Origin of the sequence: Dyella sp. 2RAB6, assembly GCF_052115385.1 — a bacterium.
Classification (GTDB): Bacteria; Pseudomonadota; Gammaproteobacteria; order Xanthomonadales; family Rhodanobacteraceae; genus Dyella_D.
In genome coordinates this window covers 128,442-144,462 of the sequence record NZ_JBFRGP010000005.1, presented here as the reverse complement: position 1 = coordinate 144,462, position 16,021 = coordinate 128,442, and the positions used below count along the sequence as shown (strand labels likewise).

Genomic DNA, 16,021 nt, shown 5'->3' with positions numbered 1-16,021 from the left:
CTCCAGCCCTTACAATGGCCGGACCGCGCCAGCCATCTCCCGGCCGCGCCTATCGCAGTCTTCCCGCCGGCCCCATGCTCACCGACGAAACCAAGGAATCCATCCGCGCCTCGTATGCGCGCCTGAAGGAAGGCCTGCCCGGCTTTCGCGCGCGTGCGTCGCAGGGAAAGATGATCGCCGAGGTGGCCAAGGCGCTGGCAGTGGAGGGCGGTGCCGCGGTGATCGAGGCGCCCACCGGCACCGGCAAGTCGATGGCCTACCTCATTGCCGGCGTCGAAGTGGCGCGCGCGCAGAAGAAGAAGCTGCTGATCGCCACCGCCACCATCGCGCTGCAAGAACAGCTGGTCCAGCGCGACATCCCGCTGTACCTCAAGCTCAGCGGCCGCGAGGCCAAGGTGGCGCTGGCCAAGGGGCGCGGCCGTTATGTGTGCCCGCGCAATCTCGCCATGGCCAGCAACAGCCTGCAGGACACGGCGCAGATGGGGCTTGGTTTCGAGGCGGACCTGGCGCTGTGGTCCAAGCCGCCGGCCGAACGCGACAAGCAGCTGCTGAACAAGCTCGTCGGCGCGTTCGACCGCCACGAATGGGACGGCGACATGGACAACGCGCCGGAAACCCCTGGCGACCTGCTGCGCGCCATGATCACCACCAGCGCCGGCGGCTGCACCGGCCGCAAATGCGGCCAGTTCATGGCCTGTCCGTTCTTTGCCGCGCGCCGCGCGGTGGGCGATGCGGAAATCATCGTGGCCAACCAGGACCTGGTGCTGGCCGACCTCACCATGCCGCGCGAGGAAGACGGCTTCGGCGGCGTGATCCTGCCCAAGCCCGATGAAGTGCTGTACATCTTCGACGAAGGCCACCACGTGCCGTCGAAGGCGATCGACCGCGGCGCGGCCGAAGTGCATATGAGCGCCACCGTGCGCCAGCTCAGCCGCCTGGGCCGGCAGATCCACGCCGCCTATTCGCTGACCGACAAGGAAGTGATCGGCAAGCTTTCGCTCGACGCCGGCGACGAGAAGCTGCAGGAGCTGAGCGACGCGCTGGAAGAACTGGAAAAAGACATCCGCCTGCACTGGCTGCCCTCGCCCAATGACGACGAGCCGATGTACCGCGGCTCGCTCGGCCAGTTGCCGGAATCCTGGGTGCAGCACGCGCGCGTGCTGTACGTGTTCACCGGCGAGATCGAGCGCTGGATCGGCGCCGTGCGCCGCGCCGTGCTCGAGATGACCGAGAGCGGCCCCACCAACGAAGCGCTGTCGCGCGAGCTGGGCATGGCGCTGGAACGCATCGACCGCCAGCTGCGCACCTGGCGCGCCTGGTCCAGCGAGGACCGCGAAGGCGGCCCGCCGCTGGCGCGCTGGGTGACGCTGTCCGGCGACCAGCAGCTGGTCTGCCATGCCTCGTCCGTCTCTGCCGGCGGCCTGCTGCGCAGCGTGCTGTGGGAGAACGCCAGCGCGGTGGTGATGACCTCGGCCACGCTCAGCGCGGGCGGCAATTTCCGCACCTTTGCGGATGCCGTGGGCCTGCCCGACAGCGCGGTCACGCTCAGCCTGCCCTCGCCGTTCAATCTGGCGCTGCAGGCGCGGCTGGAAGTGCCGGCGCTGCGCGCCATGCCGGACGCGCGCGAGGAACATGCGCAGGAAATCAGCGACTGGCTCGCCGCCCATCTCGACTGGGGCGCAGGCAACCTGGTGCTGTTCACTTCGCGCGCCAAGCTCGACCGCGTGCTGCAGAAGCTGCCGATCGAATGCGTGCGCAAGGTGCGCGCGCAGGGCTCGCTGGGCAAGGCGCAACTGGTGGCCGAGCACATCGTCGACATCGAAGCCGGCAAGGGCAGCACGCTGTTCGGCCTGGCCTCGTTCGGCGAGGGCCTGGACCTGCCCGGCAAGCTGTGCGAGACGGTGGTGATCACCCAGCTGCCGTTCGCGGTGCCTACCGATCCGGTCGGCGCCACCTATGCCGAGTGGCTGGAATCGCGCGGGCGCAATCCATTCATCGAAGTGACCGTGCCGGACGCCACGCGCCTGCTCACGCAGTACTGCGGCCGCCTGATCCGCACCGAGACCGACCACGGCCGCATCGTGCTGCTCGACCGCCGCGTGGTGACCAAGCGCTACGGCGAACGCATGCTCAATGCGCTGCCACCGTTTGCGCGGGCGATCGAGCGCGCGGCATGAGCATCGTGCGCGGCGCCGCTATCGCGGTGACGCCGTGGAAGAACGGCATGGGGCGCACGCGCGAGCTGGCCATCCATCCGCCGGGCGCGGACATGAGCAACTTCGGCTGGCGCGTGAGCGTGGCCGAGGTGGACAGCGCGGCGCCATTCTCCGCGTTTCCCGGGGTGGATCGGCAGATCGCGCTGCTGGAAGGCGCCGGTTTCGTCATGCGCTTTGCGGATGGACGCGAGCATCGGCTGGATGATCCGTATGTGCCGTTCGCGTTTGCCGGCGAAGCTTCGGTGGACGTCATGCTGCTCGGCGGCGCCACCCGCGATTTCAACCTGATGCTGCGGCGTGGCGTTGCCGAAGGACGCATCGAAACCTGGCAGGCGGGGGTGCATGCGCTGGCCGGCGTCGCCCTGGTGTATGCCGTTCGGGCGGAACTCGTCACGCCGGAGGGCCGACTGCAACCCGGCGACGTGTGGCATGTGCCATCCGGCATGCAGGAAATGCTGCCGCTGGACGGCGAAACCATCGCCCTGGCGGTACGTCTCGCTTAGCGCTCTATACTCGCGCCATCCATCCGGAAGGGGTTCCCGATGACACTGCTGATCCTGGGTCTGTTGCTGTTCCTGGGCGTGCATTCCATAAGCATGCTCGCTCCCGGCTGGCGCACGCGGCAGATAGCGCGCTTCGGCGACAAGGGCTGGAAGGGCCTGTACTCGCTGGTCTCCATCGCCGGCTTCGTGCTGCTGATCTACGGCTTCCGCCGCGCCGGCCTGGAACCGGTGCTGCTGTACGTGCCGCCGATGGCGCTGCGCCATCTCAATGCGTTGTTCACCCTGGTGGCGTTCGTGCTGTTCGTCGCCGCCTACGTGCCGCGCAATCATTTCAAGGCCAGGCTCGGCCATCCGATGCTGATGGGCGTGAAGTTCTGGGCCTTCGGCCATCTGCTGGCCACCGGCATGCTGCGCGACGTGGTGCTGTTCGGCGCGTTCCTGCTGTGGGCGGTGGTCGATTTCGTGATGTCGCGGCGGCGCGACCGCGCCAACGGTACGGTCTACCCGGCCGGCACGCTGCGCGGAACCCTGGTGACGGTCGCCGTCGGCGTCGCGGCCTGGGCCTTGTTCGCCTTCTACCTGCATCTGCGCTGGATCGGCGTGAACCCGATGCACTGAGCCCGCACGTTCTTGCGCCCATGGATCGGCGTAGGTTGGGGTGAGCCGCAGGCGAACCCCAACCTACGTCAGGTTTGAGAAGTAGATCGAGGGGTGTAGGGAGTCATCTCCCCCATCGCAACGCAGCGCGCTAGAGTGACCGCACCCTTTACCCGTTCCCGCGAGGAAGCCTCCATGGCCGCTTTCCTGCTCTGGTTGTTGCTGCTGGTGTTCTGCTGGCCGATCGCCCTGCTGGCGCTGGTGCTGTATCCCATCGTGTGGCTGCTGACGCTGCCGCTGCGCCTGGTCGGCATCACGGTGAATGCGCTGTTCTCCTTTCTCGGCGCCTTGCTGATGCTGCCGGCGCGCATCCTGCGCGGCCGCCCCGCCTGAGCGGGTGGAGAAACCGAACTCGCCGTCCTGCGAACGCAACCGCGAGCCGATCCTCGCGGTTCTGCGCGAACACTTCGCCGGCCAGCGCGACGCGCTGGAGATCGGTAGCGGCACCGGACAGCACGCCGTGCATTTCGCCGCGGCGATGCCATGGCTCAACTGGCAATGCTCGGACCGGGTGGAGAACCTGCCCGGCATCCATCTCTGGCTGGACGAAGCCGCACTGCCCAACACGCCTGCACCGCTGACGCTCGATGTCGCCGGCGCCTGGCCGGCACACCGCTACGACGCGGTATTCAGCGCCAACACGCTGCACATCATGGGCTGGCCTGAAGTCGAAACCCTGTTCGCGCGGCTGGCCGACGTCACCTCCGACGATGCCGTGCTGGTCATCTACGGCCCCTTCAACTACGGCGGCCGCTACAGCAGCGACAGCAACGCCGCGTTCGACCAGTGGCTGAAGAACCGCGGCGCGCACATGGCCATCCGCGATGCCGAAGCGGTGCAGGCATTGGCCGCGCGCGCCGGCTTCCAAGCGGTGGCCGACATCGCGATGCCCGCGAACAATCGCTGCCTGGTGTGGCGCCGCGGCCAGGTGCTGCCCTAGTCCATTTGGCCGGCACGCCGTGCCAAGCCCGGTTGCGGGTGGCATGATGTCCCATCGTCCACGCCACGCGCCGCCTTATCTCTCCGTGCAAGCCATCGACACGCTCACTCCCTGCCCTTGCGGCAATCCCGCCGGCTACCTGCGCTGCTGCGGGCCGCTGCACGAAGGCGCGGCGGCGGCTACGGCGGAAACCCTGATGCGTTCGCGCTACAGCGCCTATGTGCTGAAGCGCGAGGACTATTTGCTTGCTACCTGGCACGCCAGCACGCGGCCGGCCACGCTCAAGCTGGGCGCGCAGCAGCCGGCGCCGACCTGGTTAGGGCTCACCGTGAAGCGGCACGAGAGCGAAGGCGACGGCGCTACCGTCGAATTCATCGCGCGGCTGCGCTATGGCGGCGGCAAGGCCCAGCGCATGCACGAGATCAGCAGCTTCGTGCGCGAGGATGGGCGTTGGTACTACGTCGGCGGCAGCTTCCCTGACGCGTGACGTAGGTTGGGGTTCGCCTGTGGCTCACCCCAACCTACCGCCGAAGCTCATCGCCGTCTCGCCCTCTTCGCTGCCGTTCGGCCCGAAACGCCGCTCCACGATCACGCCGCGTCCATCGTGTCCCAGCGCCACCACCGTGCTGGCCCGCGTGCCGTACAGCTCGCCGCGGATAAACGCCGAGGACAGCCAGCGTTCGCGTTCCAGGCCTACGCCGGTGTCGGGCAGTTGTTCGTCGGGTGCGCGATGCTCGTCGGCGAGTGCGGCGAACAGCGGCGCGAAGTCGTCGCCGTCGCCATGCGTGGCGAGCCAGCTTTCCAGGTGATGCATCAAGCCGCGCGTCTTCGGCCAGGGCGTATTGAAGTCCGCATTCGACAAACCATGCACGCCCGGCGTCACCGCCTGCGCCTTGGGCGCGGGGCGGTTGCCCAGATAGAACGCAGCGCCCGCATCGAAGGTAAGCAGGTTGAAGGGGCGATAGCCCGCCGCATTCGCCAGCAAGAGCTGCGCATGCGTCGCGGCATCCGCCGTGCCGGTCAGGTAATCCGTGGCCAGCAATCCACGCGAGGCACCGAGCTGCGGATCGCGCGGGTCGCGCACATTGGTCACCACGCAGCAGCGACCCGCATCGGTCACGCCCAGCCAGGTGCCACCCGCTTCCAGATCGCGGCCGCCGATCATCGTGCCGTCGTTCCAGCGCGCCAGCGCTGCGCTAGGGCGCGCGTGGAACTCATCGCGGTTGCCGGCCAGCAGCAAGCGCCAGCGCGGATGGGCCTGCCAGGCGAAGGCGATCAGGCACATGGCGTCAGCACGGCCGCAACGCGGCACGGCGGCGCACCGCCTCGGCCCAGCGGCGCGCCACGGCGGGCGAGGTCATACACACCGCGTCGTCGGTGACGGTGGTAACGGCACGCTCCAGCAGCTGGATATCGGCCTCGTGCTGGCGCGCCACGTGCGGGTCCTCGAAGAACAAGGCGCGCTGGCAGTGCCGCTCCAGCACCAGGTCGGCGATCTGCGCATCGCCGCCCATCGGGCCGCTCTGGTAGCGCTGCACCCAGTCCTGGTCCTGCGGCCAGCCGCGGCTCCAGGCCAGTTCGTTGAGCCGCTGGCCGGTGGTGCCGGTGGCGATGCGGCGCGCGAAACGCGACAGCACGTCGAAGTGTTCGGCAGCGTAGGCCACCATCTGCGACTTCATCGCATCGTGCGCGATCAACGCCAGCGTCTGGCTTTCCAGTGCGTGCAGCGCATCCGCTCCCGGGTCCGGCGCGAACCCGGCCAGGATGCGTTCCTGCTCCACCCAGTCGCGCGCCGAGGCCACGGTCGAGATAAACGGTTTCTGGTGGATCACGCATTGGCGCTTCAGCGCGATCGCCTCGGGGAAGATCGAGGAAGGATCGACCGGATGCATCAGGTACACCGCGCCATCGAGCGCACGTCCGGATGCCGGCAGGCCGACGATCTCCGCCACCAGTTTCATCAGGCCGCCCTCGCGGCCGTAGGGGTAGCGCAGCAAACCGTCGTAATCGCCGAGCACGCCGTCGCGCACGATCGCGTCGTAGGTGCGGCCCACCGCATGCAGGCGGATGCCCAGCTCGCGGATGCCTTGCTGGCTGGCGCGCAGCCAGCGGAACAGCGCGGACTCCGCGTGGCTGTGATGGGCTTGATTGGCGGCCAGGCCGATGCGCATCTGCAGTGTTTCCCGGGCATGAATCGAACGCAGAGCGTACCGCGCGCAGCCGCGGGGCGGGAACAACACAGGCCTCGTCGGGCATAAAAAAGCGGCGCGCCGGAAACCGGCGCGCCGCCCCCGGACTCCCCTTGACTCAGAGCTTCAGCTTCACGCCCAGGTTGTAGAAGCGCCCCACCATGCCCGCCTGCGCGTACGTGGGGTTGTAGTTGGCGCCGCCACCGGCGTAGTTGGCCGGATCGAACGGCGGCTTGCGGTCGAACAGATTCATCACCGAGGCGGTGATCGCGAGGTGGTCGTTGATCTGGTAGCTGCCGGTCAGATCCATATAGGTAAACGAACCGACCCGACAGCTCAGCGGGATCGGCGTCTGGCAGTTGCTCGGATCGGAACCCGCATCGAGCGCGTAGTTGGCCATGCCGCTCACGTGGTACAGCGTGCCGGTCACCGTGGCCGGCCCCCACACGAAGGTGTTGGACCAGGACATGCGCGTCCGCGGCGTGCCCGCACCGGACGACAGCTGATACGGCCCGTGCGTGCCGACGAACTGCTGCCTGGTGCCGTCGGGCAGGGTCAGCGCCCAGTTGAAGATCTGCGTGCCGCTGAACTGGCTGATGTAGTGCATGTCGCGGCTGAAATCGAAGTGCGCCTGCAGGTCCACATCCACGCCGGTGGTCTTCAGCGAGTTGGCGTTGATGTACAGGTTGTCGATTTCCGCCGGACGCGCCAGCGCGTTCGGATGCAGCGGATCAGGCGTGTCCGCGATCACCACCACGCCCGGTGCCTGCGGCAGGCCGGCGTAGTAGTTGGCCAGCGCCGAGGAGGCGTCGGCCGGCCCGATCACGTTCTCCTTCTTGATGTTGAAGTAGTCGACCGACACGTTCAGCCAGCTGGTCGGCTGCACCAGCACGCCGAGGGTGTAGTTGCGCGCCTTCTCCGGCTTGATGTTCTTGTTGGCCAGGGTGAACAGCGACAGCGAGTACTGGTTGACGTAGCCATTGCCGGCGCCGCCATGCGCGGTGATGAAGTCCGGCGGCGGGGTATGGTTGATGAAGCCCTGCGACGAGCTGGAGCCGTTCTCGGCGAAGCTCGGCGCACGGAAGCCCTTGGAGTAGGTGCCGCGCAACGCCACCCAGTCGAACGGCTTCCACTTGAAGCCGATCTTGGGCGTGAAGTGCGTGCCCACGTCGGAGTAGTGGTCCAGGCGGCCGGACAGGTCCAGTTCGAGCGATTCGAGCAGCGGCGCGTTGAACTCCACATAGCCCGCCGACACATTGCGGCTGCCCTTGGTCTGCGCATTGCCCAGCCCCTGGAACTCGAAGTTGGGATTGAGCGTGGGGTCGTCGATCGACTCGTGACGGAACTGCGCGCCGACCGCGAAGCCGAGCGCGCCGCCGGAGAGATCCCACAGCGAACGGTTGGCGGCCAGGTCCAGTTCGTCCAGGTCCGAGGTGGAGGTCTTGCTGTAGCCGGGCGCCAGCGCCGCACGCACGCGACTGCTGTTCGCCGCCGGGTTGGCGAAGTTGTAGGTGCCGTTGTTGACGGCATCGAGCAACGCGGCGTAGCTGACGTATCCGTACTGCTTGGTGTCCAGCCAGTCGTGGTTGATCACCGCGGTGACGTCGTAGTTCCAGTCGCCGAACGCACCGGACACGCCGCCGACCAGCCGCGCATTGTGGTTGTCGTAGTTGAAGCCGTTGGCCATGTCGCCGAACGCGTAGTTGATCAGCGCGTAGTCGTTCGGGAACGGGTTGCTCGGATTGCCCGGCGGCAACGCGATGTTGTTGGTGTTGTTCGGCGTGCTGTTCTGGATCTGCCGCGGCAGGCCCGGCACCCAGGTCTTGGCCTCGAAATAGCTGGCCGAGATATAGGCGCGGGTGGTGTCGTTGAGCTTGACGGTGAAGCGGCCATAAATGCCGCCCTGCTCCATCGACGGCTGCACCTGGCCGTACAGCGACTGGAAGTTCTGTTCGCAGTAGCTGCCGGTGCCGTCGGTGACACCGATCGAGTTGGCGCCGCAGGCGCGCAGCGGCTGCGCCAGCGCACCCGCATTGGGCGTGCCGCTGGTGATGTCGCCGGGCCGGGTCAGCGAACCGGGCGTCACCGAGCCGTACACCGAACCGGTGCGCTGTCCCGGCTGGCCGACATTGAGGTCGGGGCCGCCGATGGAGCGCAGGTCCTGCGTATTGAACGGGAAGCTGCGGTCGCGCAGCCAGATCGGGTTGTCCTTCTGGTACTGGATGGCGACGTAGGCGTTGTGGCCGTCCTTCTCCAGGTCGCCGCCGCCGGCCAGCAGGGTCACCTTGCGAGTGAAACCGCCGCCATGTTGCGAGGTGCCGATGTCGACCGTGCCTTCGACGCCCTTGTAGTTAGGCTTGAGGATGATGTTGACCACGCCGGCGATGGCGTCCGCGCCGTACAGCGAAGACGCACCGTCCTTCAGCACTTCGATGCGGTCCACCGCGGCCAGCGGAATGGTGTTGAGATCGACGAAGGAGCGCTGGCCGTCGTCCGCCACCGGATAGTTGGCGGCGCGATGGCCGTCGACCAGCACCAGGGTGGAGTTCACCGTCAGGCCGCGCAGCGCGACGCCGGAAGAACCTGCGGCGAAACCGTTGGCGAAGGCGTTGGGGATCGAGCCGCTGTTGTCGGCGGAGATCGACCGCACCACGTCCGAAACCGTGGTCAGGCCGCTGCGCTGGATCTGTTGGGCGGAGATGACGGTGACCGGCGATGGCGTTTCCACGTCGATGCGTGGCACCGCCGAACCGGTCACGGTGATGGTCTGCAGTTGCTTGGCCTGTTCCTGCGGTGGCGGCGTGGGTGGCGTGGGTGGAGTGGCTGCGTCTTGAGCAAGAGCAGCCCCGACCGGAGCAAACAATAAACCGACCAATGTCAGTGCAAGCTGGTTGCGCTTCATGGGGATGGCCTCTCTTTGTTTGTTATGGCATTGCGCCAGAGAGCCCACCAGCCGGGTGGGGGAATGCGCCGCGATGGGTGCATGCTTAATGGGCTCGGAAGAGAGTCAAGCACTTTAAGGTTCGCTTCACAAGGCCATTACAACGCAAACTAAGTTATTGATGCCGCAAGTTTTTGCGCAGCAATGTAGTTTGCATAAGGCGTGCCTGAAAGCGCCCGACATAATCAGGATCAATCAGGCGGAACGCTATTTCTCGATTAATTGGCTTATTTAGAACGTTCCAATTCTTTTCGATAATGCGGAGAACCCGCGAGTAATCATCGACAAGAAAAAAGCGCCGCCCTCCCGGGCGGCGCTTTATTTTTCTGGTGCTGGTCCCCGGCTCAGGCCAACAAGGCCTGCGCGATCGAGCCACCCGCTTCGCGGCCGTCATACACCGCACGCACCACCAGGTCCGCACCGCGTACGTTGTCGCCGCCGGCGAAGATGCGCGGATGGCTGGTCTGTTGCGGCAGGCTGCTGCCGGCACCGGTGACGATGCGGCCGGAGCGATCCAGCGCCACGCCGTGCGAGCGCAGCCAATCGGGCGGGCTGGGCAGGAAGCCGAAGGACTGGATCACCACGTCGGCGGGAAGCTCCGCCTCGGTGCCGGGCACGTTCTGCGGGCGCGCACGGCCGTGGCCGTCCTTCACCAGCGTGGTGTCGATTACCCGCACCGCGCGCACCTTGCCTTCGGCATCGCCCAGGATCTGCAGCGGCTGGCGCTGGAACAGGAACTCCACGCCCTCCTCGCGGCTGTACTTCACCTCGCGCGCGGAGCCGGGCATGTTCGCCTCGTCGCGGCGGTACACGCAGCTGACCGAGGCCGCGCCCAGGCGGATCGCGGTGCGGTTGCAGTCCATGCCGGTGTCGCCACCGCCGAGCACCACCACATGCTTGCCGCGGAAATCGAAGGCGTGCGGCGCCGGCTCGTCGCGCAGCAGGCGCTCGGTGTTGGCGATCAGGAACGGCAGCGCATCGTGCACGCCGTGCAGCTCGCGGCCCGGAAGTTCCGCATCCACGTAGGTATAGGCGCCGGTGCCGACGAAGACGGCGTCGTAGTCGTCCAGCAGCTGGCCGAACTCCACGTCACGCCCCACCTCGCGGCCGAGCAGGAAGCGCACGCCCATGCCTTCGAGCACGTCGCGGCGCGTGCGCACCACGCCCTTGTCCAGCTTGAACGGCGGGATGCCGAAGGTGAGCAGGCCGCCGATCTCGTTCTGGCTGTCGTAGACGTCGGCGGCGATGCCGGCGCGGCGCAGGCGATCGGCGCAAGCCAGGCCGGCAGGACCGGCGCCAACGATGGCCACGCGCTTGCCGGTCTCGCGCACGCGGGAAAGGTCCGGGCGCCAGCCCTGGCGCAGCGCCTCGTCGGTGACCCAGCGCTCGATGCTGCCGATGGTGACCGAGCCGAAATCGGTCTGCTCCAGCGTGCACGAGCCTTCGCACAGGCGGTCCTGCGGACAGACGCGGCCGCAGATTTCCGGCAGCGGATTGGTCTCGTGCATCAGCGTGGCGGCTTCGAGGATGCGGCCGTCCTGCACCAGCTTCAGCCAGTTCGGAATGTAGTTATGTACCGGGCAGGCGTGTTCGCAGTACGGGTTGCCGCAATCGATGCAGCGCTCCGCCTGGCCGGCCGCTTGCGGCGCCGCGAAGTCGCCGGCGATCTCGCCGTAGCCGAGCACGCGGATCGCAACCGGAACGGTGCGCGGCGTCTGGCGTTCGACGTGGAGGAATTGAAATGACTTATCTGGCATGGGGCTGGAAGAGTCTGCAAAAAGTGGAAGGGATCAGCGAGGAAGAGCCGTGCGGATCGTGCGTTTTCGCCCGTTCCGTACGATGCGTTTCCCGGTTCCGCTTCCAGGCGGCAGCGTCGTCATGGTCATCACGCCGCACTCCTCAGTTCTTCCGCCAGCGCATCCAGGCTCGCGGCCTTCGGCTTCACCAGCCAGAACTTGTATTGCAGGCCGCGGAAGTCGCGCAGGATCTGCCGGCCCCAATCGCTGCCGGTGAGCTCGACATGGCGCGACACCAGTCCGCGCAGGTGCTGCATGTAGTGCTCCATGCCTTCCGGCGAGATGCGCAGGATGTCCACCAGCTCGTGGTTGTAGCAGTCCACGAAATCGCGCTCCAGGTCGAGCACGTAGGCGAAGCCGCCGGTCATGCCCGCGCCGAAGTTCAGGCCCACCTTGCCCAGCACCGCCACCACGCCGCCGGTCATGTACTCGCAGCAGTGGTCGCCGGCGCCTTCCACCACCGCCAGCGCGCCGGAGTTGCGCACCGCGAAGCGCTCGCCCGCGCGGCCGGCGGCGAACAGTTCGCCATCGGTGGCGCCATACAGGCAGGTGTTGCCGATGATCGCGGCGTCCTGGCTGGCAAATGGCGAGTCCAGCGGCGGGCGCACCACGATGCGGCCGCCGGCCATGCCCTTGCCGACGCCGTCGTTCGCTTCGCCGATCAGGTCGATATGCACGCCGCCGGCATTCCACGCGCCAAGACTTTGGCCGGCCGCGCCTTCCAGGCGCAGCAGCACCGGCTGCTGATCCATGCCGTGGTCGCCCCAGCGGCGCGCCACGTCGCCGGACAGGCGCGCGCCGATCGCGCGGTCGGTGTTGGCGATCAGATAACGGAACTCGCCGCCCGTGCCGTTCGCCACAGCGTCGCGGCTGTCATGCTCGATGCGTGTCGCCAGCGCCGCGTCGTCGCGCATCGGATTGCGCGGCAAGGCGCAGGCGAAGTCGACGTCGGCGCCAAGCGCATCGCCGTGGATCAGCGGGCGCAGGTCCAGCTTGTGCTGCACCGGCGTGGCGCCGTCGAGCTGCTGCAGCAGGTCGCTGCGGCCGATGATCTCGGCAAGGCTGCGCGCACCCAGCCGCGCCAGATGTTCGCGCACGTCTTCCGCCACGAAGCGGAAGTAGTGCATCACCATCTCGGGCAGGCCGATGAAGTGTTCCTTGCGCAGCACCGCGTGCTGGGTGGCGACGCCGGTGGCGCAGTTGTTGAGGTGGCAGATGCGCAGGTATTTGCAGCCCAGCGCCACCATCGGGCCGGTGCCGAAGCCGAAGCTCTCCGCACCCAGCAGCGCGGCCTTCACCACGTCCAGGCCGGTCTTCAGGCCGCCGTCGGTCTGCAGCCGCACGCGGCCGCGCAGGTCGTTGCGGCGCAGGGTCTGCTGGGTCTCGGCCAGGCCCAGTTCCCACGGCGTGCCGGCGTACTTGATCGAGGTGAGCGGGCTGGCGCCGGTGCCGCCGTCGTGACCGCTGACCGTGATCAGGTCCGCGCCGGCCTTCACCACGCCCGCGGCGACGGTGCCGACGCCGGCATGGCTGACCAGCTTCACCGAGACCAGCGCGGCCGGATTGACCTCCTTGAGGTCGTGGATCAGCTCGGCCAGGTCTTCGATCGAATAGATATCGTGATGCGGCGGCGGCGAGATCAGGCCGATGCCGGGCTTGGCATAGCGCAGCCGCGCGATGGTCGCGTCCACCTTGTGGCCCGGCAGCTGGCCGCCCTCGCCCGGCTTGGCGCCCTGGGCGATCTTGATCTGCAGCACTTCGGCATTGACCAGGTAGGCCGGGGTGACGCCGAAGCGTCCGGACGCGACCTGCTTGATCTTGGACATCTTCTCGGTGCCGTAGCGCGCCGGATCTTCGCCGCCCTCGCCCGAGTTGCTGCGCGCGCCGAGGCGGTTCATGCCGATCGCCAGCGCCTCGTGCGCCTCCGGCGACAGCGCGCCCAGCGACATGCCGGCCGAATCGAAGCGCGACAGGATGCTCTGCACGGATTCCACTTCTTCCAGCGACACCGCCTCGCGCAGCGGCTGCGGGCTCAGCAGGTCGCGCAGCGCCGACGGCGGGCGGCGATCGACGAAGTCGGCGTAGGCGCGATAGTCGGACGCCTCGCCGCTGCGCACCGCCTTCTGCAGGCTGGCGATCACGTCCGGGTTGTACATGTGGTACTCGCCGCCGTGCACGTATTTGTACAGGCCGCCGGCACGCAGCGATTGCGCTTCGTTCCAGGCTTCCGCGGCGAGCAGGCGCTGGTCGTGCTCAAGCTCGGCGAAGCCGGCGCCGCCGATGCGCGAAGGCGTGCCGGGGAAGCACAGCGCCACCACCTCCGGCGCCAGGCCGACGATCTCGAACAGCTGCGCGCCGCGATAACCGGCGACGGTGGAGATGCCCATCTTGGACAGGATCTTCAGCAGACCCTTGCGGATGCCGCGGCGGTAGCTGCGGCCCACTTCCATGCGATCGCTGGCGATATGCCCTTCGCGGCCCAGTTCGAACAGGCTCTGGTAAGCCAGCCACGGATAGATCGCGGTGGCGCCGTAGCCGATCAGGCAGGCGAACTGGTGCGGGTCGCGCGGCGTGGCGGTCTCGACGAGGATGTTGCATTGACATCGCAGGCCGGCATCGATCAGGTGCGCATGCACCGCGCCGGTGGCCAGCAGCGAGTGGATCGGCAGCAGGCCGCGCTCCGGGTAGCGGTCGCTGAGGAAGACCAGCGCGCAACCGTCGCGCACTGCCCGCTCCACTTCGCTGCACAGCCGGCGCAGCGCGCTTTCCAGTCCTTCCTCCGGCGCATACATCAGGTCGAAGCGCGGCGTGCCGGTGAACTGCGGCAGCGCCAGCAGCTGGCGCAGCTTGCGCTGGGACAGCACCGGCGAGTTGATCAGGATCTGCTTGGCGTTCTCCGGCTGCAGCTCGAACGGATTGCCTTCCGCACCGATCTGCGTCACCAGCGACATCACCAGCTTTTCGCGCAGGGGATCGATCGGCGGATTGGTGACCTGGGCGAAGGCCTGGCGGAAGCGGTCGAACAGCGGACGCACCTGGCGCGACATCGCCGCGATCGGGGTGTCGTCGCCCATCGAGCCGGTGGCTTCCATCTCCAGTTCGGCCAGCGCCTTGAGCACCGACTCGCGCTCCTCGCGCGACAGGCCGTAGAGCTTCTGGTAGCAGCGCAACTGCTCGGCCGGCAGCGGTTCGGCCGCCAGCGAAGGGTCGATCAGATCGGATTCCAGATAGCTCACGCCCGCGCGCAGCCAGTCGCGGTACGGTGCGCGGCGACGGTTGATATCGTCGATATCGGCATTGCGCAGCAGGCGCTGGTTGGCGAAGTCGACCGCGATCATCTCGCCCGGGGCGAGGCGGCCCTTGGCGATCACGCGCGCGGACGGCACGTCCCACAGGCCGGCTTCGGACGCGACGATCAGATGGTTGTCGTCCGACAGCGCCCAACGCGCCGGGCGCAGGCCGTTGCGGTCCAGGGTGCAGGCGGCGTAGTGGCCGTCGCACATCACCAGCCCGGCAGGGCCGTCCCAGGGTTCGCTGTGCAGGGCGTAATACTCGTAGAACGCGGCGAGGTCTTCGTCGATGCCTTCGCGCGCGGCGAAGGCCGGCGGCACCAGCACGCGCATCGCGGCGATCAGTTCCAGGCCGCCGGTGGTGAGCACTTCCAGCGCGTTGTCGAGGCTTTCCGAATCGGAACCGGTCTGGCGCACCAGCGGGCCCAGGTCGGCCAGGTCCAGCAGGGGCGAGCGCAGGATCGATTCGCGCGCCTGCATCCAGCGCCGGTTGGCGCGGATGGTGTTGATCTCGCCGTTATGCGCCAGCAGGCGGAACGGTTGGGCCAACCTCCACTGCGGCGTGGTGTTGGTGGAGAAGCGCTGGTGGAACACCATCGCGTCGGAGACCAGGGCCGCGTGGCCCAGGTCCGGATAGACCTCGCGCAGGCGCCCCGGCGCGGCCATCGCCTTGTAGCCGATGACCTGGGCGGACAGGCTCACCACATAGAAATGCGCGTCCTGCGCCAGCGCCGTCTCGGCGCGGCGGCGGGCGCGGAACAGGGCGCGCTCGAACGCGTCGTCGTCCTGGCCCTGTGCCTCCACGAAGAGCTGCCGCACGCGCGGTCGTGCCGCGGCGGCGAGCGGCCCGCAGGCCTCCGGATTCACCGCCACCTCGCGCCAGCCCGCCACGCGCAGGTTTTCCTCGCGCACGAAGGCTTCCAGAGTGGCGCAGGCTTCGTCGCCCGCGCCGGCGGCCGGATCCAGGAACACCAGGCCCGCCGCGAAACGCTCGCCTACCGACAAGCCCGCTTCCGCCGCCAGCGCCGCCAGCCAGGCCTGCGGTTTGTGCACCAGCACGCCGCAGCCGTCGCCGCTGATGCCGTCGGCGTTGACGCCGCCGCGGTGCGAAAGTTTGGCCAGCGCCTCGAAAGCGGTATCGACCACCCATGCGCTGGCGCGGCCGTCGATCTGGGCGACCAGACCGAAACCGCAGCTATCGTGTTCGAACGCGGCGTCGTACAGCGCCGGTGCACCTGCCTGGACCATCTTGCCTCCCCGGCCGACGGATGTGAGGGACACGTACTCCCAGCGGCGCGCGTTGCGCCACTGCCCCGTACGTGGGTGTTGATTCGACTAGAGCATAGTTGGTGCGCCGCGTCAAAGTCATTCGGACGGCCAAATTGGCGGCAACTTTCGGATATGTTTTACAGTCGACCATACCAGTCCGGATGAAACCGCTCCGGCCCGCGCCGCAGGAAACCCCCGCCAACTAAGGTCCAGCTAAGGC

Annotated in this window: 11 protein-coding genes; 6 read left to right on the top strand and 5 right to left on the bottom strand. The window is 67.7% G+C overall.

Features of this window, described 5'->3' with window-relative positions; translation table 11 throughout:
* The first annotated feature begins 74 nt into the window (after positions 1–74).
* The 6 genes from dinG (at position 75) to AB4083_RS10555 (ending at position 4,803) form a co-directional block, all read left to right on the top strand.
* Positions 75–2,177, top strand: coding sequence for an ATP-dependent DNA helicase DinG (gene dinG / locus AB4083_RS10580; protein ID WP_441607760.1), 2,103 nt, complete (start codon positions 75–77; stop codon positions 2,175–2,177).
* Entirely contained in the window at positions 2,174–2,719 is a 546-nt protein-coding gene (locus AB4083_RS10575) for a HutD/Ves family protein (protein ID WP_441607759.1), read from the top strand. Before dinG ends, AB4083_RS10575 begins: the two co-directional genes overlap by 4 nt.
* 39 nt (positions 2,720–2,758) lie before the next feature.
* Complete coding sequence (locus AB4083_RS10570; protein WP_441607758.1) at positions 2,759–3,337, top strand: NnrU family protein; 579 nt, start codon at positions 2,759–2,761, stop codon at positions 3,335–3,337.
* A 174-nt stretch (positions 3,338–3,511) separates the two neighbouring features.
* Entirely contained in the window at positions 3,512–3,709 is a 198-nt protein-coding gene (locus AB4083_RS10565) for a hypothetical protein (RefSeq protein WP_441607757.1), read from the top strand.
* Positions 3,710–3,713: 4 nt separating this feature from the next.
* Positions 3,714–4,316: a DUF938 domain-containing protein gene (locus AB4083_RS10560; protein ID WP_441607756.1), complete on the top strand. Its 603-nt coding sequence runs from the start codon at positions 3,714–3,716 to the stop codon at positions 4,314–4,316.
* Positions 4,317–4,401: 85 nt separating this feature from the next.
* Entirely contained in the window at positions 4,402–4,803 is a 402-nt protein-coding gene (locus AB4083_RS10555; RefSeq protein ID WP_441607883.1) for a YchJ family protein, read from the top strand.
* Between the two features lie 24 nt (positions 4,804–4,827).
* Here the strand turns inward: AB4083_RS10555 and AB4083_RS10550 are convergent, their stop codons facing one another.
* The 5 genes from AB4083_RS10550 to gltB form a co-directional block, all read right to left on the bottom strand.
* Entirely contained in the window at positions 4,828–5,601 is a 774-nt protein-coding gene (locus tag AB4083_RS10550; protein ID WP_441607755.1) for an NRDE family protein, read from the bottom strand.
* Between the two features lie 4 nt (positions 5,602–5,605).
* Complete coding sequence (locus AB4083_RS10545; protein WP_441607754.1) at positions 5,606–6,487, bottom strand: methylglyoxal synthase; 882 nt, start codon at positions 6,485–6,487, stop codon at positions 5,606–5,608.
* Between the two features lie 136 nt (positions 6,488–6,623).
* On the bottom strand, positions 6,624–9,407 hold the full coding sequence (locus tag AB4083_RS10540) for a TonB-dependent receptor (RefSeq protein WP_441607753.1): 2,784 nt from the start codon (positions 9,405–9,407) through the stop codon (positions 6,624–6,626).
* 383 nt (positions 9,408–9,790) lie between these two features.
* The gene (locus AB4083_RS10535; protein WP_441607752.1) at positions 9,791–11,203 is read right to left on the bottom strand and encodes an FAD-dependent oxidoreductase; all 1,413 of its coding nucleotides are present in this window, start codon (positions 11,201–11,203) and stop codon (positions 9,791–9,793) included.
* Between the two features lie 128 nt (positions 11,204–11,331).
* Entirely contained in the window at positions 11,332–15,780 is a 4,449-nt protein-coding gene (gltB, locus tag AB4083_RS10530; RefSeq protein WP_441607751.1) for a glutamate synthase large subunit, read from the bottom strand.
* Between the last annotated feature and the right edge of the window lie 241 nt (positions 15,781–16,021).

Bases quoted from the DNA above. Each gene is read 5' to 3' on its own strand.
- dinG (WP_441607760.1), top strand. From the start codon at position 75: ATGCTCACCGACGAAACCAAGGAATCCATCCGCGCCTCGTATGCGCGC.
- AB4083_RS10575 (WP_441607759.1), top strand. From the start codon at position 2,174: ATGAGCATCGTGCGCGGCGCCGCTATCGCGGTGACGCCGTGGAAGAAC.
- AB4083_RS10570 (WP_441607758.1), top strand. From the start codon at position 2,759: ATGACACTGCTGATCCTGGGTCTGTTGCTGTTCCTGGGCGTGCATTCC.
- AB4083_RS10565 (WP_441607757.1), top strand. From the start codon at position 3,512: ATGGCCGCTTTCCTGCTCTGGTTGTTGCTGCTGGTGTTCTGCTGGCCG.
- AB4083_RS10550 (WP_441607755.1), bottom strand. From the start codon at position 5,601: ATGTGCCTGATCGCCTTCGCCTGGCAGGCCCATCCGCGCTGGCGCTTG.
- AB4083_RS10545 (WP_441607754.1), bottom strand. From the start codon at position 6,487: ATGCGCATCGGCCTGGCCGCCAATCAAGCCCATCACAGCCACGCGGAG.
- AB4083_RS10540 (WP_441607753.1), bottom strand. From the start codon at position 9,407: ATGAAGCGCAACCAGCTTGCACTGACATTGGTCGGTTTATTGTTTGCT.
- AB4083_RS10535 (WP_441607752.1), bottom strand. From the start codon at position 11,203: ATGCCAGATAAGTCATTTCAATTCCTCCACGTCGAACGCCAGACGCCG.
- gltB (WP_441607751.1), bottom strand. From the start codon at position 15,780: ATGGTCCAGGCAGGTGCACCGGCGCTGTACGACGCCGCGTTCGAACAC.